A 26,440-nucleotide genomic window follows, 5' to 3' on the forward strand; every position below is an offset into this window, starting at 1 on the left:
TTATCTGAATTAAGTTCAATTGATTTATACACCTGCATAGGAGTGCAGCCCTGCGATAACAAGGTTTACCCCAACTAACGTAAACATAACCACGATAAAACCGATAACGGTTAACCAAGCAGATTTCTTGCCTTGCCATCCCTTGGATAAGCGAAGATGTAAAAACACAGCGTAAAACAACCAAGTGATCAATGCCCATACTTCTTTTGGATCCCAGCCCCAGAAACGTCCCCACGCTTCCTGAGCCCAAATCATCGCAAAAATCAATGCGCCCAAGGTGAAAATTGGATAGCCGATCGCGATCGCCCGATAGCTGATTTCATCAAGATCTTCAGGGTCCATGCCTTTAACGATAGGTCCGATGGCGGCACCCAGCGGTTTGCGTGCGACGAGTCGTGCTAGCCAATATAACACAAGGCCTCCAAGAACAGACCAGATCACGGTGTTTAACTTACGTCCCGCACTTGCGCCTTCCATCCACGACGGTGCCGTAAACAGCGGTTCCGTCATGCCCAAAAACGGCTTCATTTCAACAAGCTTCGTATCGTATGGTTTTACAATTGGTGGCAGGACATAGGTTTCGTTTTGAATGTTCGTTTGTTGCTGACCTTGCGCATCCATAACGGCAACTTCCTTGGAGAAAATGGCTTTATAACCTGCACCGTTGAATGTAAAGATAGAAGCAATAAAGGCGACAAGCATGAGGATGAAAAATAGGGTCAGCTCTATGCCTCTTTGCTCGCGTTTATCTAATTTGGATGTTCCTTTGTAATCCACCGAGCGCATTAGATACATGAGACCGCCTGCGAAGCCAACACCAAAGAATGCTTCACCGGTCGCAGCTGTCGTGACGTGGATTTTCAGCCAGTAGCTTTGCAGCGCTGGAATCAAAGGCTGAACTTCGCTTGGGAATACCGAGGCATAAGCAATGATAATAAAGCCGATCGGCAATGCGAACACGCCAAGCACAGGCGTACGATAAATGAGATAGACGATCAAGAAAGCGAGCATGATCATCATACCAAGGAAGGTCATGAATTCGTACATATTCGAAGTTGGGATGTGTTTGCCTTCCACCCATCTTGTAAAGAAGAACGTGACTTGGCAGGCAAACCCGACAACGGAGGTTAAGAAGGCAACAAACCCCCACTGCTTCTGATGCTGCTCCGGATCCCGGTTACTCCACTTTTTCCCTGTAATCGAGAGGACGAATAGCAAAAATGCTGCCAGGTATACGAAAAACGCTATAAGTAAAAAGGTGCTGCTGACTGAATTGACATTCACCCCTGGTTCCCTCCATTGTCTAATGATTTCGGCAGTACATCGATGTTATTTTTCTTTAAGGCTGCTGCAACTTCATTACGTAAGCCGAACCAGTTCTTATTCGTATGCCCCCCTAATGTAAGCTTTCCGTCGTCGATACGAATCCAAATGCGGCGGTGCTGCCAATAGAAGCCCATAATAACCCCGATCATGAATATGGCAGACCCTACCCAAATATAAGGCATAGCTTTATCAACTCGAATGTTCAGGTAGGTCGTATAGTTGGCGAACTGAACGCCTTCCATGGAGCCTACTGCAATCTTCAGCTTCTGGCTGATTGGGCCGTTAATGGTGTCTTGCGAGAACGCTTCTTTATCGATTTGTCTTGGAAAATATAAGTACGGCTCACCGTTTGCAGCAAGTCCTGGGCCTGTAATGCTGAAAATAAACGCCGGAGCTTTCGGCTCATTCGACTTAGAGATAGGTTGTCCTTTCTCCAGACCAAACTCAGGAAAGAACCCTTTCAATGTCAGCTTGTAAGGTCCTACTTGATAAACATCCTTCGGATTGTTCATCGGCAAATCGAAACTTCCATATGTTTCACCCGTTGCCGGATTGCTCAGCGTCGGTTTTACCGAGATGAGCAGCGGTGTGGCTTTATAGTCAAATTGATACGCTTGCAAGCCTTTGTAATCCAAAGGGTGATTCACCAGAATATCGGCTCTATGCACTTCTTCCAAAACAGGGTCTTTCGTAGAATCATCACAATTCGCGGAGCAGTGATACAAGACTGCTTGAGTTTCATACGTTTTCGGTACGACTTGTCCCTTGGCCTTTATGCTTTCAGGCAAATCCTTTTCGTCATACAGCTCCAACGTAAATTTCTCATTTTTAATAAAATAGGAAGAATGAGGGATAGCTTTGGTTTCACCTTCCAAAATGCCCATATACTCATCCATATGCCATCCGGGAATGCTCCTCATCAAAACACCGATCAGAAAAATAATGAGTCCAATGTGGTTAATATAAGGACCCCAGCGGCTAAATCGGTATTTCTCGGCAAGCAGCGCCGTTCCATCCTTATGTATGCGGTAATTCTTTTTGCGTAAAAGCACGCCAAGCTTATCGGTCCACTCTGTCTCATCTGTCCCTTGCGGTAAATCTGTCACAAGGGTGACCTTTTGCCGAGTAAGGAAGTTGATATGCTTGCGGATTTGCTGCTTGGATAAAGCGCGATAAAGCGGCAATACCCGATCCAAGCTGCAGATGACCAGTGAAGTTCCGATCATAAATAGCAACGTAATGAACCACCAAGAGTTAAACGTGTGAGATAAACCGAGAAAGTGATAAATCGTTCCGAGCTTCCCATACGTTTCCGAATAATACTGTGCGGGATCCATATCCAAGAACGTGTTTTCTTGCGGATATATCGTACCAACGGCAGATGCCAGCAACGTAAAGATAATAATCCATACCGCTATTTTAACCGAGGAAAAGAAATTCCAGACTTTATCTAAAATAGAGGGGTTTGATTTCTGTGAGCGGCGGGCCATACCGTCGTAGCGCATTTCGAGTATATCTCTGCCGTCCGTATCAATCAGCGGATTTCCGCAGGATTCACAGAGCGTAGTTCCTGTGGGATTCTGATGCCCACAATCGCATTTGGTGTTGTAGAACATGATGACCTCCTGAAAACTCTAAGCATTTGGGCCGATTCAAGACTTGCCGGCAATCTTCGTAAGCGTTTCATCAACAAAAGCTTCCGTCATTTGTCCGATTTTTTTGACAGCCACTTTACCGTCCGTACCGATAAAGAAGGTCGTCGGATAATCCATGACGCCATATTGCTTACGTACAACTTCCTTCGCATCAAGCAGCACTGGCATGTTTAACTTATACTGATCCATGAAGCCCTGCACGGTCACTTTATTCTTGTCGACGTTTACCTCAAGAAAAATAACGCCTTCCTTGCTCCATTTGTCATATTGCTTTTGCAACGCAGGCATTTCTTCCTTGCACGGCGGACAAAACGTGCCCCAGAAATTAATCAAAACCGGTTTACCTTTGAAATCCGACAACTCATGTGTCTTGCCATCTAAGCCGACCAATGAGAAATTTGTCGCTTTATCACCGACTTGGGGATATTTTTTACTGTCAGAAGCCGACAAATTCGTAATAATGGTAAACACGCCAATAATAAGCACAATCGCAAAGATCCCGATCTGTACCCATTTCTTTCTTGCACCCACGGTTAATCACCTTCGCTTTTTCTCAACATGTTAGTTTTTTCACATAGGGTAATACCTTTATTATAACGAAAAGAAGGCCAATTCTTATTGGCCTTTTTGAACGTTATGTGTCTTGAAAGCTTCGTTCCTAAGCTCCTCAACCTCTTTAGGCGTCAAGTGGCGATACTTCGCTCTTGGCAGGCCTGTAAGAAAGATTGGACCGAATTTAATCCGCTTCAACCTGATCACCGGGAAGGAGATCGCCTCGAACATCCGTCTGACTTGTCGATTCCTGCCTTCATAGATCGTGATCTGAATGATGGACTCATTCTTTTCTAAATTCACGTCCGCATACTCAACCTCAGCCGGTGCTGTCATCCCGTCTTCTAATTGTATGCCCGTTTTTAGCTTCTCTAATAACGTTCCGTGCGGTACCCCTTTAACCGTTGCTTGATACGTCTTCGGTACGTGATGCTTCGGATGCGTGAGCAAGTGAGCAAATTCACCGTCATTCGTTAAAATGAGCAAGCCTTCCGTATCATAATCCAATCGTCCGACCGGATACACGCGTTCCTTAATTCCTGGTAAGAAGTCTGTTACTACTTTACGTCCCTCAGGATCCGTCGCGCTTGTAATGACGCCCTTTGGTTTATGTAAAATGACATAAATCTTCTTTTGTTGGCCGATGGCTCGTCCATCGACTTTAATCTCATCCTCCGCTGGGTTCACCTTTACGCCAAGCGTTGTCACAACTTCACCGTTCACTTGTACACGCCCAGCTGTGATGATTTCCTCACATTTGCGGCGGGATGCGACACCCGCTTCAGCTAACACCTTTTGCAGTCTTTCCATTATCCGCTTTCACCTCAAGCTAATGATAACGGAGTTGACAGCAAATCACAAGAGCGCCGCCTTAGGTAAACACCAAATAACAGATGACAATTGAGGCAATGAAGCCGACGAGATCTGAAATCAGCCCGACCTTCAGCGCATACCCCGCTTTACGAATGCCGATTGCACCGAAATACACCGTTATCACGTACAAGGTAGTATCCGTACTCCCTTGAACCGTCGAAGCGATCCGGCCAATCATCGAATCAGGGCCAAACTGTTCGATCAGATCTGTCGTAAAAGCGAGGGAGCCCGCTCCTGTAATCGGACGTAATATAGCTAGCGGCAGCACCTCGGTAGGAACGCCGATGCTTTCAAAGAAGGGGCGCATCCAGCCAACTAACAAATCCATCGCCCCCGATGCACGGAATACCGAAATGGCCACCATCATTCCGACCAGATGGGGAATGATTTTAATCGCCGTGTCAAAGCCCTCCTTGGCTCCATCGACGAACGATTCATAGACAGGCACTTTCCGGTAGGCTGCATATAAAGGAATGAACACGATCATGATGGGGATGGCCCATGCAGAGATGAGCGAAACGAAGGCATACATGCATAATCATCCTTTCAGAGGAGGGATGGGAGAGCGAGACCTTCGATACCATCGATCCACAAATATAGCGACAGCCGTTGAGATTATCGTTGCAATCAACGTCGTACCCACGATTTCCGCAGGATTGACCGAATTGTAATTCATCCTTATAGCAATTAGTGTCGTAGGAATTAATGTAATGCTAGACGTATTTAGCGCGAGCAGCGTGCACATGGCCGTGCTTGCGGTGTCTTTCTCCGCATTCAACTTTTGCAGTTCCTGCATCGCTTTAATTCCCATTGGCGTTGCCGCATTGCCAAGACCGAGAATATTGGCGCTCATGTTCGACATGATGTAGCCGATTGCCGGATGGTTTTTGGGTACGCTTGGAAATAAAAAGCGTACCGCCGGCTGCAGCAACTTGGCCAGCTTGCTCAAAATACCGGCATCCTCGGCAATCCGCATCATGCCCATCCAGAAGACAAGGACGCTGATCAATCCAAAACAGACCGTCACGCCGCTCTTGGCCCCATCGAAAGCAGCTTGCGTAACCGCTTCGACATTCCCGTTCAAAGCAGCAACGACGAAGCCGATGACGATAAAAAACAACCAAATCCAATTCACCATATCGTTAGCCTCCTTCTCATTTGGCTTGTGTGGCATCGCAACTATCTAAAGCGTGAGCCCTCTAATCCTCCCACCTTGATGTAGAGATTGAAAACAGCTCCTGAATTAACATCCGGCAAATGAAGCTGTAATGCGTTAGTAGCGTTTCTTGATAAGCCTTTCCTTCCTGGAAAGAGAACGTCGATTGGCTCTGAACCTGTAATAATGGACTCGCTTTATCGTAAATCGGTACCGTCTGAATCAGCTTCTGCTGAAGCGAATACTGCAAGGTCCCTCGCTCGGCTAACCGGTACTCCGTTGACGCAGGGTCGACGAGCGTCACGTTATGAGTCAACTGCGCTGCTTCCCCTTCTGCTAACGGATACGAGAACGTTCTGCCCGCAACCCATGGCGTTCCCTCGATTGCATCGCCTTTCTTAACGATCGTTTGCAGTGGATAGTATTTAAACCCGTACTGGAGCAGTCTCGCGTGATCGGCCCAATCATCGCCATCATTGAGCGTGACGACTGCAAGCTGTTGTCCGTCTCTCGTTGCCGAGGACACAAGGCAGCGCTTGGCGAGCTTCGTGTACCCTGTTTTCACCCCATCCGCACCTTCAAAAAGGGAAAGCATCTTGTTTTTGTTCAGCCACGAATAGTCCCAGGCTTCATTCGGATTGGGCACCTTTTTCAGCTTGGTGGAGACAATTTCTTTAAACACAGGGTTTTTCAGCGCATAAGCCGTCAACTTCGCCATATCATTAGGACTGGAACGATGCCCTTCACCTTCATCAAGGCCTGACGGGTTTGTGAAATGTGAATGATCCATGCCAAGCATACGCGCCTTCTCATTCATCAAGTAAACGAAGCCGTCCACGCTTCCTCCTATATATTCCGCGATAGCTGTCGCCGCGTCATTGCCCGAGCGGAGCATTAAGCCATACAGCATATCGTGCAGCCGCATTTCTTCCCCTAGCTTCAAGTAAATCGATGAGCCTTCTTTGCCAAACGCTGTTTTGCTGACCTTCACTTTATCGTTCAATTTCCCTTGTTCAATCGCGATAATTGCCGTCATGATCTTGGTCAAGGAGGCAATCCGCATAGGCGTGTCCCCTTTTTCACTATAGAGAATACGTCCGGACTCCACGTCGATGAGCGAGGCACCTACCGCATTCGTATGAATGCCGGGCGGTGCTGCTTCCACTAGCGCCCAAGGTGTGAGCAATAGATTAATTAGTGCGCTGCACATAATGATGAACTTGACTCGTTTCTTCATCGTTATCCCCCTACATGCCTAATAGACAAGACAAAACTTTGTACAAGTATATGCTTTTGAAATGGGGATATGTCCAAGAGATTGTGAGAGGAGCCTGCCAGTGCAGGCTAGTTTTTACTATTTTGGGGGTTCCCCACCGAAATGAGGTTTAACAACTGCTTGCACGGGTTACAGCTAAAGGGGAAATGAAACGATGATCGGCGCTACCTCTAATGTCATCTTTGCCGGCCTTGCTGGTATCGCTAATACTGCTGCTTCTTTCTCATGTTTATGAGTAACTTTGTTACTTGCTGTAAGTAAGGTACTGGAGCAGCAGGCTTGAGGTTAAAGGAACTGTGAGGCGCTATTTAGCCAGAAATAGCTGAATTGGGGTGACGCAGGAACTGTGATCCCTTATTTGGTTGTTTCACGGTAATTCTAGTCTTTTTCGAATGATTAACGAACTGTAGTTCCCCTAATGATTTCAAATGCCTCGATTCCGAAGAAATAGTGCCCTAGTGTTACGCTATTTTGCTAATCAGGCGCAATCAGGTATCGCCCCGCAGCAAATAAAAAAAGCTGCCACAAAGGACAGCTCCAACGAAACCCACTCGCTTATACGATGAAATTTTGATTTTCGATATTCGTAACATTATTGCCAGCGGTTGCTCCGGGCACATTCGTCTTCGAATTGAAGCCTTTCACCATGCTTTGAATTCTGTCTACAACTTGCGGTGCCGAATCGATGAGGCGTTCCAGAATATGCGTTTGATTGTCGAGTGGAACAACCTTCACGCCATTTTTCCCAACGACGAGGAAGGCAATAGGCGTAATGGAAACCCCACCGCCGCTACCGCCGCCGAATGGAAGCGATACTTTCGCATTCAACGCATCACTTTTGTTGATTGAGCCGCCCTCAATTTCTATTTCGGAATCCGTGACAAATTCGCTGCCTCCTGCGGCAAATCCGAAGCCTACTTTGGAAATCGGCATAATGACACTGCCATCCGGCGTTTCAACCGGATCACCGACAATCGTGTTCACGTCGACCATTTCTTTGATATTTTCCATGGCGACTTTCATGAGGCCTTGAATCGGGTGTTCTGACATAATAATATTCCTCCTTAGCGTTTTTCGCCATTAAAAACTGGCATCGGAAGCTTAATCGTCTATGACCAATATTGGTTCTTTTTTAGAATACCCTTAGAGGAATATCGTTATGTACATCACGAAGCGGTTTTCAGCCTTGACCTTGCCTTGAGTGCGATTTGGATCCATGTGCGAATGCCACCTTTTACTTTAGAAGCTCTAACCATGAGTCTTACGCCTGCAAACAACACATACCAAACACGGATACGCCCTGCGATACGCACTTCGGTTGAGAAATGCTTCGCATTAAATTGCGGTATCACATCAACCCGCGGCGTTGCCTTTACCTGCACATAGCGCATAGTAAATCCGAGTAGCGATGATTTGATCCCCCAAATCGCTCCTGTCGTAATGGCTGTTTCCGGGGCATCCCCAACCCCGACGCGTGTAATCCATTTTAACTCCGTACACTCGACCTTCGCTAACGTTTGCTTCGTCCAATCATACAGATTGAGGGTATGCACGAGAGCTTCTTTTGCCTCTTTATAGAATTGAATCACTTTATCTTTCGTAATATGATCCTTACTTTCATCCTTTAGCTTGGCGTATGTTTTATTCACAATCTCGGATTTGATCAGGATCCCTTTCGTGAACCCTCTGAACTGTATAATGGGAATGACGTAACGATAACGGATTAATCCAAATAACGCACGCATTTCCACAGAAAGTGTGTCATTATCTTTCACTCTGGAGAAATAAAATTCTCCCCGAATAAAGCTGACCAACACAAGGATGATAGCTAGGATGACGACAAGAAGCACTAACCCTACCCACAACAACCCTTCTCTCCCCCTTAACAAAAAAACTCCACTGCAAGAAGGTGACTTCCGGCAGGTGGAGTTAGTATGAGCTAAATAAGGAAATGAAATGCATTTGCGTTATTCGGTTTCATCCGAGACATCGTCCAACGTAATCTGTTTCTGATCCCCGCCTATCCGGTCAAATAACATACGGGTTTCTTCTTCCAGATCAAAACTACCTTGGAAGCCAGCCGAGTCCGGCAGTTCTTGAATGGAGCTGAGACCGAAATATTCTAGAAATTGTTTGGAAGTTCCGTACAAAATTGGCTTCCCGACCGCATCTGCGCGCCCGACTTCCAAAATAAGGTCTTTTCCCGTCAAAGTAGCCAATGCGCGATCACATTTCACACCGCGTATCTCTTCAATCTCTACTCTAGTAATAGGCTGTTTATAGGCAACTATAGATAAAGTCTCAAGTGCAGCTTGGGATAGCGATGAACGGGATGGTGTATAAGCCAGACGTTCGAAATATGGCGCATGTTCAGCTAATGTCGTTAATTGGTAGGCACCAGCTACCTCAACAATCTGAATACCTCTACCCTTACGTTTGAAATCGGTTCGCATATCTTTCAGCAAATCACGAACCAAATACAAATCAAGCTCCATAACCTCAGCAATCTGCTTGGCATCCAACCCTTCGTCACCAGAGGCAAAGAGCAGCCCTTCAATAATTGATTTCATCTGTGGAAAATTGAGCGTCAATGTCAGAAACCTCCTCTTTGGACTGAATGACGATATCTTCAAATAATTGATATTGAAAGCAAACGACTTTTTTCATTTTCATTAATTCAAGAATCGCCAGAAAGGTGACAACAACCTCTTCCCGCGTCATTTCGTAATCAAACAACTTTGAAAACAGCAGTTTGCCGCCTTTCATTTTAAGCAAGTCTACAACTTCTCTGATCCGTTCTTTAACGGAAATTTCGTCTCTTCGAATCCTTGTAACTATATTGCGGTTTGCAAGTTTCCGCAGCGTCCGCTGAAAAGCGAATAACAAATCAGCAACGTCAAGCCCTTCAACGGGATTCTCCTGCACATGGGGCAGAAATGGCGTCAAATCTTCCGGCTCACGCGTATAGACTAAGCTGCGCTCTACTTCCTTATCTCTCAGCATGTCGGCAATAGATTTGTATTTCCGATACTCTATGAGTTTGGCCACAAGCTCTGCGCGAGGATCAAGTTCGTCTTCCATATCGTCAAAATATTCATCAAATTCAATAACAGGAGGCTTAGGCAGCAGCATTTTGCTTTTAATGGAGAGTAGTGTGGCAGCCATGACAAGAAACTCACTAGTAATCTCCAACTCTAACTCTTGCATCGCTTGCACGTAAGCTAAGTACTGATCTGTAATTTCTTTGATTGGAATATTATAAATGTCAAGTTCATTTTTATCGATAAGATGAAGCAAAAGATCAAGGGGGCCTTCAAAAGCTTCTAGCTTATAAGTAACTTTCATTTATTCTCCCCCTTGTCATAGTGAAAATATATTCATAACAAACTGCGCGGCAAACGGATATATATGTTCTAGCGCCCACTGGCCTGCAGGTGTGATCATTAAAACAATAACAAGAATAAGTGCATAGAGCTGATTGCGATCCATCCATCTTTGACTCTTGGGAGGAACAAGACTTTTTAGTATATACCAACCGTCTAGCGGATACAGCGGTAACATATGTATAAAGCAAATCATGAGATTTACAATGACGCCGTACTGCAAATAGACTCGCCACTGTTCAACGACGATCGACTCGGATGCTCCTCCTACGATAAAAGAAGGAAGAAAGAAATAGAGCCACCAGAAGAACAAAGCGAGCAGCAAATTGGTAAAAGGACCAGCTGCAAACACAAGCGTATTGTACAGTTTTGGCCTTTTAAAATTCAAAGCTTCAACCGGCATTTTCTTCGACCAGCCATAAGGTCCGAAAACAATCATAGCCAACCCCAAGGCATCTAAATGTACCAAGGGGTTAAGCGATAATCGTTTGCCGTCACGGGCAGTCCGGTCTCCGAGCAACCAAGCGGCTCCTGCATGTGCTGCATCGTGGAGCGTCATTGCGATCAGAAAAGCGAGCAGCCGGGGCAGCAGTGTTTCCAGGTGATAATAAGAAAGCATTAGGAAGTAAATTGCTTCGTCAAATTAGCCATTTCAATCGCTGTTACTGCCGCTTCCCAGCCTTTGTTTCCAGCTTTAGTACCCGCACGCTCAACAGCTTGTTCAATAGAATCAGTCGTTAGCACACCGAAAATCGTAGGAACGCCTGTTTTCAGGTTAATCGCAGATACGCCTTTTGCTACTTCACTGCACACATAGTCAAAGTGTGGAGTTGATCCGCGAATGACAGCTCCTAACGTAATGACTGCGTCGTATTTTCCGCTTTCCGCCATTTTTTGAGCAATTAGAGGAAGCTCGAATGCGCCCGGTACCCATGCAATATCAACTTCATTTTCTTGCACGCCGTGACGTTTGAGAGCATCTTGTGCGCCACCCAGCAGTTTGGAAGTAATAAATTCATTGAAACGTCCTACAACAATGCCATATTTTAAATTCTGCGATACTAAATGTCCTTCATAAATTGTAGCCATGATAAGATTCTCCTTTTCTATATAAAAAAAGTGATTAGTGATGTAGCTTTCAGATCCCGCTGCCTGAATCGTGGAAACTCAGCATATGACCTAGCTTCTGTTTTTTCGTTTGCAAATAATTCAGGTTGTCCACTTTGCTGTCCATTTGGATCGGAACGCGTTCAACGACTTCTAGGCCGTAACCTTCAAGTCCTTTGATTTTACGCGGGTTATTCGTTAACAGGCGCAGCTGTGTGATACCCAGGTCCTTCAAAATTTGCGCTCCAATTCCGTAATCACGAAGATCCGGAGCGAAGCCAAGCTTAATATTCGCTTCGACGGTGTCGAATCCCTGCTCCTGCAGAGCATAAGCCTTCAATTTGTTGATTAACCCGATACCGCGACCTTCCTGTCGCATATATAATAATACACCATTGCCCTCTTCATCAATCTGTTTTAATGCAGCATCGAGCTGCGGCCCGCAATCACAGCGGTGAGAATGGAAGACATCTCCTGTCAGACACTCGGAATGAACGCGCACAAGAGTGGGTTTCGATGGGTCAATAGTTCCTTTAACAAGGGCTACATGTTCCTTATTATCTAGCTGATTCGTATAAGCAATGGCTTTAAATGTGCCGAAATCCGTTGGCAGCTTAATTTCGACTTCGCGCTCAACCAGTTTCTCCTGTTGATTGCGGTAGTGAATCAGATCTTGAATCGTTATGATTCGCAGATCATGTTTCTCAGCGAGTTCCATGAGATCCGGAACCCGAGCCATCGTCCCGTCTTCCTTAATGACTTCACAGATGACAGCTGCAGGATAGGAACCGCATAAAACAGCCAAATCAACCGCTGCTTCTGTATGTCCAGCCCTGCGGAGTACGCCGCCTTTCTTGGCAATCAGCGGGAAAATGTGGCCAGGTCTGCGGAAATCTTGCGGTTTGGTATTGGGATCGATCAAGCCCATAACCGTTCGTGAACGCTCATGCGCGGAAATCCCTGTACTCGTCTCCACATGATCGACGGAAACCGTAAAGGCAGTCCCATGATAATCTGTATTTCTAGCTACCATCGGCGGCAAGTCAAGCTCCCTCGCACGCTCTTCCGTAATGGGGGTGCACACAAGTCCGCGGCCTTCCTTAATCATGAAATTAATCACTTCCGGCGTCGTTTTATCCGCCAGTGCGATAAAATCCCCCTCGTTTTCACGATCTTCATCATCCACCGCAATGATTACTTTTCCTAAATTGAGATCCTTCAGCGCCTCTTCAATTGTACTGAATCGTATTTGTGTCATCTTTCACCTCTCCTAAAAGCTTTGCTTTAGCAAAGCTGACTTCGTAAGCCTGAACTTTACAAGCTAGGCTCCATTACATAAAGCCATGATCAGCCAAGAAACTCGCGGATAACGTACTCTGCTTTTTGACGCTTCCCTCCGAGGCTTCAGCCGGACCGAACTTTAACAGTCGTTCCATATATTTGCCCAGAACGTCGCATTCCATGTTGATCGTATCCCCTGCTTTTTTATCGTGCAGGATCGTTTGAGCCAACGTATGCGGAATAATCGAAACCGCAACGTCACGTTCAGTGACATCGACAACGGTAAGCGAGATTCCATCAATCGTGATGGATCCGCCGGCAATAATGTATCTGAAAATATGTTTATTATCCGGTTCGAACCGGTAAACAACCGCATTTTCTTCAGGTATGCGGGAAAGGATCGTCGCCGTTGCGTCCACATGACCTTGCACAATGTGACCGCCGAACCGGCCATTCGCCGCCATAGCCCGCTCCAAATTTACGCGTGTGCCAACTTGCAGCTTGCGCAGATTCGTTTTCCGGTACGTTTCCGGCATCACATCTACGGAGAAAGATTCACTATCAAAGGAAATGACGGTCAGACAAACGCCATTCACGGCGATGCTGTCTCCCAGATGGACATCTTCAAGTATTTTCCTCGCACCGATGGTTAATACCATCGCTTGGCCCACGCTATGAATGCGGCGCATGTGGCCGATTTCTTCAATAATGCCGGTAAACATGACAGCCCTCCATTCGTCAGCTCTTATACACCGGATAGCCGGTTATGCAAACATCCGGTCCGAATTGCTCGACCTTCAACCGGTCAAGCGTAATTGCATCATCCATCTTCGCGAAGCCTTCGAAGGAGATGTTCATGGGTGCTGCAGGGCCTCCGCCGATTATTTTCGGCGCAAACATCAGCACCAGCTTATCCAGCAGGCGACGCTCCAGCATCGCGCCGCTAAGCTTGCCTCCACCCTCGAGGAGGATGGAGCCGATCTCGCGCTCGCCGAGCTGCCGCATGGCGAGCGTCAGGTCCACCTGCGGGCCGTCCCCGCAGGTAAGGACCGTAATGCCGCGCGCTTCCAGCGCGGCACGCCGCTCCGCAGGCGCCTGTGCGGTCGCGAGCAGGATCGTCGGCTGACGATCCTGCTCCGTTAGCACCCGGGCGCCCTGCGGGACCCGCAAGCGCGAGTCTGCGACGATACGTACCGGCTGCACAGCCGGTACGTCGCCGCGCGCGCTTAAGAGCGGGTCGTCGGCGATGACGGTGTCAACGCCGACCATGATACCCTGGTGCCTGTGGCGCAGGGTATGCACGAAAGCGCGCGACACAGGCGACGTGATCCATTTGCTGTCGCCTGTTTTTGAAGCGATGCGGCCGTCGAGCGTACTGGCCGTCTTCAGCGTCACGAAAGGCATGCGCGTGACGATATATTTATTGAAAGCCTCATTCATAGCCGAGGCTTCCTCCGCCAACAGCCCGACGGACACCTCGACGCCGTGGGAACGCAGCTTGGCAATGCCGCTGCCCGCGACCTGCGGGTTCGGGTCGGTCCCGGCAACGACGACACGGATCACGCCGGCTTCAATGAGACGGTCGCTGCAGGGCGGCGTCTTGCCGAAGTGACTGCACGGCTCCAGTGTGACATAGGCCGTACTTCCTTTGGCTTCCTCGCCTGCCATCTGCAAAGCAAGAACCTCAGCATGGCCATGTCCGCGCTTTAGATGCGCTCCCATTCCGACGATGCGTCCCTCTTTCACCAGAACACATCCGACAACCGGATTAATCCCTGTTTGACCAAGAGCACTCTCAGCCATTTGCAGAGCAAGCCTCATGTAAGCTTCATCATTCAAGACATGCATGCGTGTTCACCGCCTTTCCAAGCTAATTTGAAATAGAATGCAAAAAGACCCCTCCGTATATCGGATAGGGGCCAGAGAATGTCTAGGTAACACGAAGAAGCTTCATCCATCCACACTAGTTGCATTTTTGATCAAATCAAACAAGCACGACCTATCCGCGCCAAAGCACAGACCTGCCGAATTTTTGTTCTCGTGAAAAAATGAACAAGCATGCACAGCGAATCCGTATTCGCGTATTCCTTCTCCCATCCAGACTATACTGTCGGTCCCGGATTCTCACCGGGTCAGCCGTAGCGAAGCTGTATGTCAGGTACCGCTAGCTTCAAAACGGGTCACGGACTAATCGTTAGCAGACAGCAAGCCTGCAGACGAATCACCGCCGGTGTGGAATTTCACCACGCCCCGAAGGTTTGCACACATATGAAAAGTAACTTATGAAAAATTTATCACTCAGCCATCCAAAAAGCAAGGTCTTTTTTGCCTTGTCCTACAAAAAACGACTAATCTTGCGTTAATTCAACCGTGCTGCGCTTAATTTTTTATGGACAGATTTTTGATGTTTGGATACTGAATCCGCTGACAATAGCAGCACCACATTGTAGAAAAAGAACCTGCTGATCACGATCAGCAGGTTCCTCTCTTATTTTGAAAATTATACTTCGACAACTTCTACTTTTTCCATCAAATCTCTGCCTTTGAAAGCATCGACCAGTTCCATACCTTTGGAAACTTTACCAAAAACGGTATGTTGTCCGTCAAGGTGAGGCTGTGGTTGGTAAGCAATGTAGAATTGGCTTCCACCTGTGTTTCTGCCTGCATGAGCCATAGCCAAGGAGCCGCGCTCGTGTTTGTTCGGGTTGATTTCACAGTTGATTTGGTAGCCTGGGCCACCAGTTCCTGTGCCGGATGGACAACCGCCTTGTGCAACGAATCCTGGAATTACGCGATGAAAAACAAGTCCGTTGTAGAAACCGGAGTTTGCTAATTTTTCAAAGTTGGCAACCGTATTTGGCGCGTCCTTTTCGAAAAGATCGATAAGAACTTCGCCACCGCCTGCTAGTTTAATTTTTGCTTGTTTGGCCATTGTGGTCCACTCCTTTAGACAATAATATCTTATTCTACTATGAAAACATCCATTTCACAAACCCGGCTGGAATTCCATGATAATTCTTCTATGGGCCATTATTCTTTTCTTTAGGAATTGAATAAAAAAAGAGACCATCTCCCAAGTCATTCCTGACCTAACTTTCGGAGATAGCCCTTCCTCAGCCCCAACACCGGGCTGTTTTCTATGTTAAACGGTTTTACTCACTTGTTTCATTCTTGCAGGAATGATATCGTTACCGACGATGTTATCGAACGTTTCCCGTTTCACGACAAGGTCGCTTTGACCCTCGCTCACGAAAACAACGCCTGGACGACGGATTCGGTTGTAGTTGCTTGCCATCGCATAGTTATAAGCGCCTGTACATGATACTGCGAGCACATCTCCTGTGTTCACTTCCGGCAGGTTCAGGTCCCAAATGAGCATATCGCCGCTTTCACAACACTTGCCGGCAATAGATACGACTTCCGTCGGCTCCTCGGTTGCACGGTTCGCGAGCACAGCCTCGTATACCGCCTCATACAAGGCAGGACGCGGGTTATCCGTCATTCCGCCATCCACGGATACGTATTTACGCACACCGGGAATGTCTTTCGATGTTCCTACCGTGTAAAGCGTCGTACCTGCATCTCCAACGATGCTGCGGCCCGGTTCCACCCAAATTTCCGGCAGCGGATATTCGTTGCGCCCAAAATTATCTTTGATCGCATCTGTAATAGCTTTCACATAAACAGAAACCGGAAGCGGAGTATCTTCGCTCACATAGCGGATGCCGAAGCCGCCGCCAAGGTTGATGACTTTGAATGTGACGCCGATTTCTTGGCGAACTTCAACAGCTAAAGCTGCCATTTTCTCAGCAGCAAGGCGGAAGCCCTCCACTTCGAAAATTTGCGAACCGATGTGAGAATGAATGCCCAGAAGTTCCAAGTTGCTTAACTGTGAAGCTTCTTCAATCGCACGGAATGCCGCACCATTACCTAGGTCGAAACCGAACTTAGAATCCGTTTGGCCTGTAGAAATATATTCATGCGTATGCGCCTCAACGCCCGGCGTGATCCGCAGTAAAATTTTCACCTTCTGGCGTTTCTCACCGGCAATCGCGTTCAGCATTTGAAGCTCGATAAAGTTATCTACGACGAAACAGCCGATTTTTGCATCAATCGCCATTTCGATTTCATCGATTGTTTTGTTGTTGCCATGAAAATGAATCCGGTCAGCCGGGAATCCAGCTTGAAGAGCCGTATACAGTTCGCCGTCGGAAACGACATCCAGGGACATCCCCTCTTCTTCCACAATGCGGCACATCGCCATTACGCAGAACGCTTTGCTGGCGTAAGCCACTTGGAATTTAAGACCGGATGCTTTGAATGCATCTACGAACTCGCGGCAACGTTCACGTACGAGCGCTTCATCAAACACATATAACGGCGTGCCATATTCGGCAACTAGCTTCGTTGTATCGACACCACCGATTTCAAGGTGACCTTGACCGTTAATTTTACTTGTTCCATGCAAATACATAGCTTCATTTCCCCCTCACCCTGAACCTGCTGCTACACATTTCCCGCTCAAACGGCCGAATGCGCATTACTATTTAAAGTACCATAGGAAAAGCGCATTTGACAATATCCTGCCAGCCTTTAATCGTAAAAAGGACAAGAAGAATTCCTTGTCCTTTTAGTTTATTACGATTTGGGTTGACGTGTGCCGTCAATTGGTTTCGTAATGCTTAAACGCGTTTTGGCTGCGAGTACCGGGCGGCGAACAAGAATTGAAAAGAAGCTCTTGGCATTAAACGGAATGAGCGGCCACATATATGGAGCGTTGTAGGATTTCCTTGTTGCCAGCCAGATCAGCCACAGGGTCGATCCAACTACAAAGCCCGGGACATGGAAGATCGCAACAGCTATGAGAAGGCCCAACCTGATGATTCGATTCGCGAGCCCCAATTCATAGCTTGGCGTAGCAAACATCCCAATCGAAGCAAGGGCCAAATACAGAATAACTTCATTAATGAACAACCCTGTCTTGACAGCGATATCCCCTACCAAAATGGCTGCCACCAAGCCCATTGCAGTGGCAAGTGGGGAAGGGGTATGTACCGCGGCCATCCGCATCAGATCGATCCCTATATCGGCAATCAGAAATTGAACAATCAGCGGGAGCGTTCCTTCTTTCTGCGGTCCAAGAAATTCTAAGCCTGCCGGCTTCAATGAAGGATCCATCACCATCATAAACCAGAGCGGGAGCAGAAAGATCGAAGACATAATGCCGGCAAACCGCACCCACCTTAAATAAGTGCCGATGAACGGCGTTTGTCTATATTCTTCAGCATGCTGCACATGGTGGAAAAAGGTCGTCGGTAAAATCATGACGCTCGGAGACGTGTCTACGAACAAACAGACATGACCTTCCAACAAGTGCGCAGAGACGACGTCAGGACGCTCCGAATACCGAACCATTGGATACGGATTCCAACCTTTATTGACGATTGCTTCCTCCAACTGCTTCTCCGCCAGCGGAAGCCCGTCGATCTTCAATTGGCTTATTTTTTCCTTAATAGCATCCACCAAATCAGCATTCGCGATATCGTTGATATATCCTATACAGACGTCCGTTTTGGTGCGCATGCCGATTTGCATGATTTCCAGCTTCAACCGCTCATCGCGCACTCTTCGTCTGACGAGTGTCACGTTCATCAGTAAGGTTTCTACGAAACCGTCTCTTGAACCGCGCACGACCCGCTCCAAATCAGGCTCGCCTATGGAGCGAACCGGATAGCTCTTGACATCGACAGCGAGAGCAGCTGTCTCTCCTTCGATGAAGAAGGCTGTCCCTCCCATCAGCACCTGCCCTACGATTTCAGACATTTTTTTGTAGGACTTCACTTGGTTATGCGGGATTAGATTATCCATGAAAACTTGAAGCGTATGGTGAGAAACGTTTTCTTCAGGAGCGTAGGTGAGCCGCGTCAGTATGTCGGTTAAGACCGTATCCTTGACGAACCCATTGCAGTAGAAGATTCCTACCCTCTTCGAACCAAACACCATTTCTCTAAGTACAAGATCAAAGCTGCGGTTGAGGCCGACACGCTCCTCCAGCACGCGTTTTACATCTTCTAAATTGCTGGGGATCTCTTCCTGAATTTTCAACTCTTTCTCTTCTGGGGTCATATCCGTAATCGGATTATACTCGGATAGATTTCCTTCCTCATCGATCGCTAGTTTATCCAATTTTTGCTGTGAATCATTCACATTATCTTGTTCGTTGTCATGTCCTGTTTTGACAATCACTTTCACGACGTACGCCTCCTTTACCTTAATAAAACAACCACTCAAACAAGGATCCAAACACTTTACCGAAAATCATCGCCATGAGCAGCAATATCATATAGGAACCCATGCCCACCCTTTTGGCAAGGATCGGCAGCACATTAATAATTTCTGTGAGCGCAGCCGCCAGCATACCGACAAAACAACCTGCAAATAAGCCGACAAAGGCTGTTCCCATCGGGAAGAGATGCACTTTCGCATCGCTAAAATCAACCCACGTGAACAAAAGTGAGCCCAAGACAACGGCGGCCTCATAAGCACGTATTTTCGAGAATGAACGAGTGATCTGCGCCAGCCTGGGGATAATGTCCAGGACTACAAGGAATGCCACCATACCGCTCCCTACGGCAATCCCTCCAGCTAAACCGATAAAAGCAATCAAAAGGACTTCCCCAAAGAGAGTCATCCCTTCGACTCCCCTTCCTCGTGAATTTTTATATACTCTTCGGTAATCACATAATGATTGACATTTTCTTGGTACATGAACATTTCCACTTCCAGAGGGCTTGGTTCTTCATTAAATTTCTTTTTAAACAAATGATTAAAGAAAATGACCATCCCAACACCTATGCCTAGCGAATACGGAATTTGCAGAATGAGGGGATGCTCGACTTTTTTGCCCGTCATTAATTCATAGATCCTTCGATGAACATCCAGCATGGACACATCCGCATGGAAATTCATAATCGCCAGTCCCGAACCTATGAACAATAGGAACCATACCAGACCAATGAGTACAGGACTCACTTTTTTATTATCCGTATAAATCTCAAGGAGCACATGAGGTTCGCCAAAATGTTCAATTTGCAGCTCCGGGTACCGTTCCTTCACTTTTCGAATGATCAGCATCATATCAATCAGGACGCGGTTGCCATCCTCCTGCTGCGGCTTATGAATAATCAGCTGATTCAATGCTGTTTCATATTCAGGCTCTACAAAAATTTGCGCGATATGTCGAAGCTGTACGACGCTCCCTTTACGAACACTAGCCCTTCTTCTGAGCCGGAGATACAATTGCGGAGCTCCTGTCCTAACCATGGTCTCACTCCCTTCAGTACTTACGGGTCTCATCCATGTATAGGAGTAGTATGCAAAATGTTTCCTACCCATAATCGTCTGCCTCAATGGTAAATTCTCCAGGAATAAAGCTGCCCTCAAATTGGCATAGTAAGAATGGATAACGATAACTTATTCCATATCAAAGAAGGTGAAAACATGGCAAAACTGGCGTTAACACTAGTGATTATTGGTGCGCTGAATTGGCTTTTAGTTGGGCTCTTCGAATGGGATTTAGTTTCAGCTATACTGGGTGGGGATTCTCATCGGGAATCTTCGGCTTTAAGTCGCATCATCTATACCATTGTCGGCTTATGCGGAATTTACTGCGTAAGATTTTATTCCGACGGCAGCAGATATTCTGCTAGATAAACGCATAGGTGAATAAAAGAAAGCCGCCATACCCAGTAGATCTACGGGTAAATAGCGGCTCTTTTACATGTTTTTTATCGAACGTGTTCAACTAATCCTTTACTTTCCTCATTCAATCCAATACAAATCACTTTCTTATTCAGCTGCTCGTATTTTGCAATCGTTTTGGCAATGGCCGTAACCGCCGAATGATCCCACACATGTGAGTTGCTAAAATCGATCGCAATCGTTTCCGGGTCATTTCTATAATCAAATAAATCGATAAAGTAGGTCATTGTTCCAAAAAACAACTGTCCGGAAATGCGATACGTTTTGGCTCCGTTAGCCTCTATGGAGGTGTGCGCCTTGATTTTTGCCGATTTCCAGCCAAATATAAGCGCGCTTAAGGTAACCCCCGAGAGGACACCAATGGCTAAGTTAGAGGTTGCAACAACGATAGCTACAGTGATCACCATAACCAGCGCGTCACTTCGTGGTATTTTGGTCAAGGTACGCAAGGAGTTCCAATCGAAAGTGCCCATGGACACCATAAACATAACACCGACTAGTGCCCCCATCGGAATTTGCTTAACCACATTGCCTAGCACCATGATTAGAAAAAGCAGAAACACCCCTGAAACAAAGGTAGACAGACGAGAACGTCCTCCTGATTTTACGTTAATCACGGTTTGACCGATCATCGCGCAGCCTGCCATCCCGCCAAAAAATCCAGAGAACATATTCGCAATCCCTTGCCCCCGAACTTCTTTATTTTTGTCACTTTTCGTTTCCGTCATTTCATCCACGATCGTCGCTGTCATTAAGGATTCCGTTATTCCCACTACGGCTAAAGCCAAGGAAATGGGAAGAATCACAGCAATGGCTTGCAGAGACAAATGGAAGTTTGGCACATGGAAGAAAGGCAACGTCTGTGTGATTTCCCCCATATCTCCCACTGTGTGAACATCCAAATGAAGGTTGATCGACACAATTGTCATAACAATAATGGCAACCAAGGCGGAAGGAACCGCTTTGGTTATTCTCGGCAGCCCGTAAATAATGACCAATGTACCGGCCACCATAGCATACATCTGCCAGTGGGCACCAGCAAAGCTAGGCAGCTGAGCCATAAAAATAATAATGGCGAGCGCATTCACAAACCCAACAACAACCGAGTGCGGAATGAACGTAATAAATTTCCCGAATTTCAAAACGCCCATAAGATATTGAATGATACCCGTCAGAATGCTTGCCGCGAATAAGTACTCGATCCCGTATTTTGCCACCAATGGTCCCATTAGCGAAGCCATCGCCCCGGTTGCCGCAGAAATCATCCCCATGCGGCCACCTGTGAAGGAAATCACCAGAGCTATGATGAAGGAAGCATATAAGCCAACCATCGGGTCTACCCCGGCCAGAATCGAGAAGGCGATCGCCTCGGGAATTAACGCTAAAGCAACGGTCATCCCGGATAATACATCTTTTCGTACATTAATAAACCATGAATTCTTCCATTTCCCGTACAACTAGACACGCTCCTCAGTAGAAAAAAACAGTAATTGATGTTCAAAATCGCATGAAATCCGCTTCATGATTGGCAGTTAATTATTATACAGAAATATTGACTTTGTCTCTATATAGAAAAAATAACCGCCCTCCGGATGGAGAACGGTTACTTTTGGTGCTGCCCGATTATTGGGCAATCTGATCTTTAATCGATTGTAAAATTTTCTTTTCCAACCGCGATACTTGAACTTGGGAAATACCCAGCCTGCTGGCAACCTCAGACTGTGTTTGATCCCGGAAATAGCGGAGATAGACTATGAGCCGTTCTCGCTCGGACAGTGTTCCAATGGCCTCGTTAAGCGCGAGCTTCTCGAACCACTTTTCACCGGTCTCATCAGAGATTTGATCCATTAAAGTGATCGGATCGCCGTCATTTTCGAATACAGTCTCATGAATCGATGAAAGCGGCTTATTGGCTTCCTGCGCGAAAACAACTTCCTCCGCCGTGATCATAAGCTCTTCTGCCACCTCTTTAATCGTAGGAAGCCTGCCAAGCCTTTTGGATAACTCGTCCTTCGTCTTGCGGATCTTATTGGCCAGTTCTTTGAGCGAACGGCTGACTTTGAGTGTTCCGTCATCCCGGAGGAAACGCTGAATTTCGCCGATAATCATCGGCACCGCATAGGTTGAAAACTTCACATCATAGGACAGATCGAATTTATCAACGGACTTCAGCAGCCCGATGCAACCGATCTGGAACAAATCTTCGGCTTCGTATCCCCGGTTCAAAAAGCGTTGAACCACAGACCAGACCAAGCGGATATTGCAGCTGACGAGTGTTTCTCTGGCGAGTCCATCTCCGGATTGGCTGAGGGCGATTAACCGTTTGACTTCCGAATCGTCTAAATAACTGTGAGAAGCATGCTTCAGATCGACATCCATAGATCAAACCCCTAATTGTATAAAGCTTTTTTAGATTCAATTCGCTTCAACATGTTTATTTTGGTTCCGATTCCGACGGCCGTCACAACTTCCACTTCGTCCATGAAATTTTCCATAATCGTGAATCCCATTCCTGAGCGTTCGAGTTCTGGCTTGGATGTGTAGAGAGGCTGTTTCGCTTGTTCCAAATCATCAATGCCTGAACCCTCGTCCTCTATCGTAATTCGGACTATATCATCTTCAATTTTCGTTGTAATGGTAATTACACCATCCGGTTTATTGTTGTAACCATGAATAATCGAATTCGTTACAGCTTCCGATACAACCGTTTTGATATCGGTTAATTCATTCAAGGTTGGATCCAATTGCGAAACGAAAGCAGCAACAGCTACACGCGCAAAGGCTTCATTCTCCGAACGACTGGCAAACTGCAGCGTCATAAAGTTCTGCTCGCTCATAGTGCAACCTCCAGACTGGACATTGCATTACGTTCGTTATCTTGAATGGATACGATCTTAAACATGCCGGAAAGCTCGAACAATCGGTAGACTGCAGGAGAAACGTCACAAACGACCATCTTGCCGCCTTTATTCGTAATTTGCTTATAGCGGCCGAGAATGACGCCTAGACCCGAGCTGTCCATGAAAGAAAGATCCTTCAAACTCAGGATCAAGTGGTGCGTATGCTCTTTGGCAATCGCTTCCTCCATCCTCGCTTTCACAACATCGGCAGTATGGTGGTCCAGCTCGCCTTTCAATCTAACAATCAGCGCTCTTCGGCCTTGCTCGAATTCAATTTGCAGGCTCAACATGTTCACTCCCCTCAGCTGAGAGACTTTGAGCTAGACTCAAAGATCCCTATATTAAGTCATGAAACTTAATTTTCTACAACTGAGACGGGAACTCCTGCCCCCCGACAAAACTAGAAGAAAACCGCTAAAACTAGAACTAAAGTGTGTTTATTCGAGGAATCTCACCATTAGTCCGTATGGAACATGTGTGCGGTCGTCCGTTTGAACAGCTTCCACCAAGATGCTTTATCCACAGCGACAGGAGACTCAAGAGGGTACTCGGTAAGCACATTATCGCCGCTATAAACAACAATTTTGCCAATGGGTTGGCCCATCGTGATTGGCGCTCTCAAGTTCGGATCCAATTGCAGCTCATGTCGAATGTTATCCGTAGCCGTTCCCTTTTTCATTAAAATGCTGTAATTTTGCTTTGCAACTAACGGAACTGTCGAAACCTGACCCTTATTTACGGTAAAACTACCCAGACTATCACCTGATTTGAATAAAGGGTAGTTCGTAAATTGGGCAAAAGCATAGTCAAACAGCTTCGTGACCTCAGCGTTCCGTGTTTTGGTATTCGGTTCACCAAGCACTACGGCCACGACGCGCAAATTATCGCGTTTCGCCGTTGCCGATAAACAGAACTTCGCTTCGCTAGTGTAGCCTGTTTTGAGCCCGTCTGCGCCGCTGTAGAAGCGCACAAGCTTATTCGTATTCACTAACCAGAACGGGGTAGGCGATTCTTTTCGCAAATAGTCTTGATAAGCGCCTGTAAATTTCGTAATCTCTTCATGCTTAAGAAGTTCTCGGGACATGACCGCTATATCATTTGCTGTTGTATAGTGATTGGCGACCGGCAGTCCGTTACAGTTTGAAAAATGTGTGTTTTTCATTCCTAGCTGCTGTGCGCGTTCGTTCATCATTTGCACAAAATTTTCTTCGGATCCCGCGATTTTCTCTGCCATAGCTACAGAAGCATCGTTACCGGAAGCCATTGCAATCCCCTTCAGCATTTCTTGAACGGTCATTTCCTCGCCTGGCTCCAGAAAGATTTGCGAACCGCCCATGGAGGCTGCGTACTCACTGACACGAACTTTCTCATCCATTTTAATATTGCCTTTGTCAATCGCTTCCATAATCAAAAGCATCGTCATGATTTTCGTAATACTTGCTGGCGGGAGCTTGGCATCTTTGTTTTTCTCCGCGATGACCGTGCCTGTGTCCGCGTCCATCAAAACCGCAGATTGCGCATTCGGTGTTAAATCAACCGTCGGCGCTTTCTTCTCTTCCGCATAAGCTGCCGGTAAGATTAGCATCACGCATAACTGTAAACAGAATAAACTTAGTAGCCCTTTTTTTCGCATTGCCATTGTACCCCTCCTGTGAGATATGAAGTGAAATCCAGACGCTTGCAGCTTGAATGACTGCTAATCAGTCTTGACGAATTTCACTCAAAATATTCCAAAGAGAGGGGAAATATAGCAGAAACAACAAAAAGCTATCCCACAGGTTTGAAAGACCCGTAAGATAGCTCCATCCATGTAGCAGGTGTACTAGACAATCACATCATAAATCAATTGCACAGGAGCCGGTTTGCCGGACTCTATGCGATAAGCGTCTTGAATCATCGCCGTGACTTCCTTCACGTCCTGCCGATTCGCATGAATGGTGCAAATGGACTCTCCGGCTTTGACAGGATCACCGATTTTCTTATTCAAAGTGAGTCCTACCGCATAGTCGATCTGATCTTCCTTCTTGGCACGTCCCGCTCCTAGAAGCATAGCGGCAATCCCGATTTGTTCGGCATCAATCTGATTCACATAACCTTCCTGCTCCGCAAGCACCTCGAAATGATGCGCAGCGGCCGGCAGAAGTTCGGGCTGGTCCACCACGTTCGGATCGCCTCCTTGGCTCGCCACAAATCGTTTGAACGTGTCCAGCGCCTTCCCAGTCATCACAATGTCGCGAACGGCCGCCTGCGCCTCTTCAAAGCTCTCAAACACTTTGCCGAGCAGCGACATGTACGCCGCTACAGATATCGCTACTTCCGTCAACTCCTTATCGCCTGTGCCGCGCAGCACTTCGATGGATTCGCGGATTTCATTGGCATTGCCAATTTCACGCCCGAGCGGCTGCTCCATATCCGTGATCATCGCAATCGTTTTGCGATTCAATTTGAGGCCGATATCAACCATTGTGCGAGCAAGCACTCTGGCGTCATCCACGGTTTTCATAAATGCCCCTGAACCGATTTTCACATCAAGGACAATAGCGTCAGCGCCGGATGCAATTTTTTTGCTCATGATGGAGCTGGCGATTAGCGGAATCGAGTCTACCGTTGCTGTAACATCCCGCAAGGCATACATCTTCTTATCCGCAGGTGCTAAATTGCCGCTCTGGCCAACGATGGCGATTTTGTTCGTATTCACTGCCGTTATGAAATCTTCCTTCGACAATTCAATTCGAAAGCCCGGAATCGATTCCAGCTTATCCACGGTTCCACCCGTATGTCCTAGGCCTCTGCCTGACATCTTGGCAACCGGAACACCGAGCGAAGCGACAATCGGACCCACAATCAAGCTAATTTTGTCGCCTACTCCTCCAGTGGAGTGCTTATCTACTTTAATTCCGGCAATCTCCGATAAATCAATCATTTCTCCTGAGCCTGCCATAGCCATCGTAAGCGCCGAGATCTCCTCACTTGTCATGCCATTGAAGAAAATCGCCATCAACAAGGCGGACATCTGATAATCCGGGATATCTCCTTTTGTATAACCATTGACGATATAAGTGATTTCTTGCTCAGTCAGCGCTTCTGCCGACCGTTTCTTATGTATTAGATCAACCATTCTCATACCCGTTCCTCCTAAGCGTTTTCATAATGATTAAAATCGAAAAAAG

The 26,440-nt window shown here is 46.9% G+C and carries 28 protein-coding genes and 1 riboswitch; of the genes, 1 reads left to right on the forward strand and 27 read right to left on the reverse strand.

Going from position 1 to position 26,440, the window contains the following annotated elements; all coding sequences use genetic code 11:
- Positions 1-24 precede the first annotated feature (24 nt).
- The 21 genes from ccsA to J2Z65_RS06000 all read right to left on the reverse strand — a co-directional run bounded on the left by ccsA (position 25) and on the right by J2Z65_RS06000 (position 19,932).
- A complete protein-coding gene (gene ccsA / locus J2Z65_RS05900; RefSeq protein ID WP_167053721.1) occupies positions 25-1,284 on the reverse strand; it encodes a cytochrome c biogenesis protein CcsA in 1,260 nt (419 codons plus the stop codon).
- Positions 1,281-2,942 (reverse strand): cytochrome c biogenesis protein ResB, encoded by a 1,662-nt coding sequence (gene resB, locus J2Z65_RS05905; protein ID WP_167053718.1) that lies wholly within the window; start codon positions 2,940-2,942, stop codon positions 1,281-1,283. Before resB ends, ccsA begins: the two co-directional genes overlap by 4 nt.
- Before the next feature lie 36 nt (positions 2,943-2,978).
- Entirely contained in the window at positions 2,979-3,512 is a 534-nt protein-coding gene (resA, locus tag J2Z65_RS05910; RefSeq protein ID WP_167053716.1) for a thiol-disulfide oxidoreductase ResA, read from the reverse strand.
- Positions 3,513-3,596: 84 nt separating this feature from the next.
- Positions 3,597-4,343 carry a pseudouridine synthase gene (locus J2Z65_RS05915; protein WP_167053714.1) on the reverse strand — a complete coding sequence of 249 codons (747 nt, stop codon included), beginning with the start codon at positions 4,341-4,343 and terminating at the stop codon, positions 3,597-3,599.
- A gap of 61 nt (positions 4,344-4,404) precedes the next feature.
- The gene (locus J2Z65_RS05920) at positions 4,405-4,938 is read right to left on the reverse strand and encodes a spore maturation protein (protein WP_167053712.1); all 534 of its coding nucleotides are present in this window, start codon (positions 4,936-4,938) and stop codon (positions 4,405-4,407) included.
- Between the two features lie 6 nt (positions 4,939-4,944).
- Positions 4,945-5,544, reverse strand: coding sequence for a nucleoside recognition domain-containing protein (locus J2Z65_RS05925; protein ID WP_167053710.1), 600 nt, complete (start codon positions 5,542-5,544; stop codon positions 4,945-4,947).
- A gap of 61 nt (positions 5,545-5,605) precedes the next feature.
- On the reverse strand, positions 5,606-6,799 hold the full coding sequence (locus tag J2Z65_RS05930) for a D-alanyl-D-alanine carboxypeptidase family protein (protein ID WP_167053708.1): 1,194 nt from the start codon (positions 6,797-6,799) through the stop codon (positions 5,606-5,608).
- Between the two features lie 594 nt (positions 6,800-7,393).
- On the reverse strand, positions 7,394-7,888 hold the full coding sequence (gene ytfJ, locus J2Z65_RS05935) for a GerW family sporulation protein (RefSeq protein ID WP_167053706.1): 495 nt from the start codon (positions 7,886-7,888) through the stop codon (positions 7,394-7,396).
- Positions 7,889-8,004: 116 nt separating this feature from the next.
- Positions 8,005-8,703 carry a DUF2953 domain-containing protein gene (locus J2Z65_RS05940; RefSeq protein WP_167053704.1) on the reverse strand — a complete coding sequence of 233 codons (699 nt, stop codon included), beginning with the start codon at positions 8,701-8,703 and terminating at the stop codon, positions 8,005-8,007.
- A 102-nt stretch (positions 8,704-8,805) separates the two neighbouring features.
- Positions 8,806-9,408 (reverse strand): SMC-Scp complex subunit ScpB, encoded by a 603-nt coding sequence (scpB, locus tag J2Z65_RS05945; RefSeq protein WP_167054409.1) that lies wholly within the window; start codon positions 9,406-9,408, stop codon positions 8,806-8,808.
- Positions 9,392-10,183 (reverse strand): segregation and condensation protein A, encoded by a 792-nt coding sequence (locus tag J2Z65_RS05950; protein ID WP_167053702.1) that lies wholly within the window; start codon positions 10,181-10,183, stop codon positions 9,392-9,394. Before J2Z65_RS05950 ends, scpB begins: the two co-directional genes overlap by 17 nt.
- A gap of 15 nt (positions 10,184-10,198) precedes the next feature.
- Complete coding sequence (locus J2Z65_RS05955; RefSeq protein ID WP_167053701.1) at positions 10,199-10,840, reverse strand: site-2 protease family protein; 642 nt, start codon at positions 10,838-10,840, stop codon at positions 10,199-10,201.
- Positions 10,840-11,310, reverse strand: coding sequence for a 6,7-dimethyl-8-ribityllumazine synthase (ribH, locus tag J2Z65_RS05960; RefSeq protein WP_167053699.1), 471 nt, complete (start codon positions 11,308-11,310; stop codon positions 10,840-10,842). Before ribH ends, J2Z65_RS05955 begins: the two co-directional genes overlap by 1 nt.
- A 49-nt stretch (positions 11,311-11,359) precedes the next feature.
- Positions 11,360-12,586, reverse strand: a complete 1,227-nt coding sequence (locus tag J2Z65_RS05965; RefSeq protein ID WP_167053697.1) for a bifunctional 3,4-dihydroxy-2-butanone-4-phosphate synthase/GTP cyclohydrolase II — start codon at positions 12,584-12,586, stop codon at positions 11,360-11,362.
- Positions 12,587-12,659: 73 nt separating this feature from the next.
- Positions 12,660-13,331, reverse strand: coding sequence for a riboflavin synthase (ribE, locus tag J2Z65_RS05970; RefSeq protein ID WP_167053695.1), 672 nt, complete (start codon positions 13,329-13,331; stop codon positions 12,660-12,662).
- A 16-nt stretch (positions 13,332-13,347) separates the two neighbouring features.
- Positions 13,348-14,457, reverse strand: coding sequence for a bifunctional diaminohydroxyphosphoribosylaminopyrimidine deaminase/5-amino-6-(5-phosphoribosylamino)uracil reductase RibD (gene ribD / locus J2Z65_RS05975; RefSeq protein ID WP_167053693.1), 1,110 nt, complete (start codon positions 14,455-14,457; stop codon positions 13,348-13,350).
- A gap of 233 nt (positions 14,458-14,690) precedes the next feature.
- Positions 14,691-14,871, reverse strand: a riboswitch (FMN riboswitch).
- A 238-nt stretch (positions 14,872-15,109) separates the two neighbouring features.
- The gene (locus J2Z65_RS05980; RefSeq protein WP_167053691.1) at positions 15,110-15,541 is read right to left on the reverse strand and encodes a peptidylprolyl isomerase; all 432 of its coding nucleotides are present in this window, start codon (positions 15,539-15,541) and stop codon (positions 15,110-15,112) included.
- 210 nt (positions 15,542-15,751) lie between these two features.
- Positions 15,752-17,083, reverse strand: a complete 1,332-nt coding sequence (gene lysA, locus J2Z65_RS05985) for a diaminopimelate decarboxylase (RefSeq protein ID WP_167053689.1) — start codon at positions 17,081-17,083, stop codon at positions 15,752-15,754.
- Positions 17,084-17,247: 164 nt separating this feature from the next.
- Entirely contained in the window at positions 17,248-18,852 is a 1,605-nt protein-coding gene (locus J2Z65_RS05990) for a spore germination protein (RefSeq protein WP_420850775.1), read from the reverse strand.
- A gap of 28 nt (positions 18,853-18,880) precedes the next feature.
- Complete coding sequence (locus J2Z65_RS05995) at positions 18,881-19,300, reverse strand: stage V sporulation protein AB (protein ID WP_167053687.1); 420 nt, start codon at positions 19,298-19,300, stop codon at positions 18,881-18,883.
- On the reverse strand, positions 19,297-19,932 hold the full coding sequence (locus J2Z65_RS06000; RefSeq protein WP_167053685.1) for a stage V sporulation protein AA: 636 nt from the start codon (positions 19,930-19,932) through the stop codon (positions 19,297-19,299). The genes J2Z65_RS05995 and J2Z65_RS06000 overlap by 4 nt, the downstream gene beginning before the upstream one ends.
- 177 nt (positions 19,933-20,109) lie before the next feature.
- On the opposite strand from J2Z65_RS06000, the gene J2Z65_RS06005 reads away from it, so the two are divergent.
- Entirely contained in the window at positions 20,110-20,322 is a 213-nt protein-coding gene (locus J2Z65_RS06005; RefSeq protein WP_167053683.1) for a DUF378 domain-containing protein, read from the forward strand.
- Between the two features lie 74 nt (positions 20,323-20,396).
- Here J2Z65_RS06005 and J2Z65_RS06010 read toward each other — a convergent pair whose 3' ends face one another.
- The 6 genes from J2Z65_RS06010 to J2Z65_RS06035 all read right to left on the reverse strand — a co-directional run bounded on the left by J2Z65_RS06010 (position 20,397) and on the right by J2Z65_RS06035 (position 26,394).
- On the reverse strand, positions 20,397-21,827 hold the full coding sequence (locus tag J2Z65_RS06010) for a SulP family inorganic anion transporter (RefSeq protein WP_167053681.1): 1,431 nt from the start codon (positions 21,825-21,827) through the stop codon (positions 20,397-20,399).
- Between the two features lie 166 nt (positions 21,828-21,993).
- Positions 21,994-22,749, reverse strand: a complete 756-nt coding sequence (gene sigF / locus J2Z65_RS06015; protein ID WP_126141164.1) for an RNA polymerase sporulation sigma factor SigF — start codon at positions 22,747-22,749, stop codon at positions 21,994-21,996.
- Positions 22,750-22,760: 11 nt separating this feature from the next.
- Positions 22,761-23,207, reverse strand: a complete 447-nt coding sequence (gene spoIIAB, locus J2Z65_RS06020) for an anti-sigma F factor (RefSeq protein ID WP_167053679.1) — start codon at positions 23,205-23,207, stop codon at positions 22,761-22,763.
- Entirely contained in the window at positions 23,204-23,557 is a 354-nt protein-coding gene (spoIIAA, locus tag J2Z65_RS06025; RefSeq protein WP_167054405.1) for an anti-sigma F factor antagonist, read from the reverse strand. Before spoIIAA ends, spoIIAB begins: the two co-directional genes overlap by 4 nt.
- A gap of 170 nt (positions 23,558-23,727) precedes the next feature.
- A complete protein-coding gene (locus tag J2Z65_RS06030) occupies positions 23,728-24,903 on the reverse strand; it encodes a D-alanyl-D-alanine carboxypeptidase family protein (RefSeq protein ID WP_167054402.1) in 1,176 nt (391 codons plus the stop codon).
- A 189-nt stretch (positions 24,904-25,092) separates the two neighbouring features.
- The gene (locus tag J2Z65_RS06035; protein ID WP_167053677.1) at positions 25,093-26,394 is read right to left on the reverse strand and encodes a pyrimidine-nucleoside phosphorylase; all 1,302 of its coding nucleotides are present in this window, start codon (positions 26,392-26,394) and stop codon (positions 25,093-25,095) included.
- Positions 26,395-26,440 lie beyond the last annotated feature (46 nt).

Origin of the sequence: Paenibacillus aceris (genome assembly GCF_017874035.1) — a bacterium.
GTDB classification, from domain to species: domain Bacteria; phylum Bacillota; class Bacilli; order Paenibacillales; family NBRC-103111; genus Paenibacillus_E; species Paenibacillus_E aceris.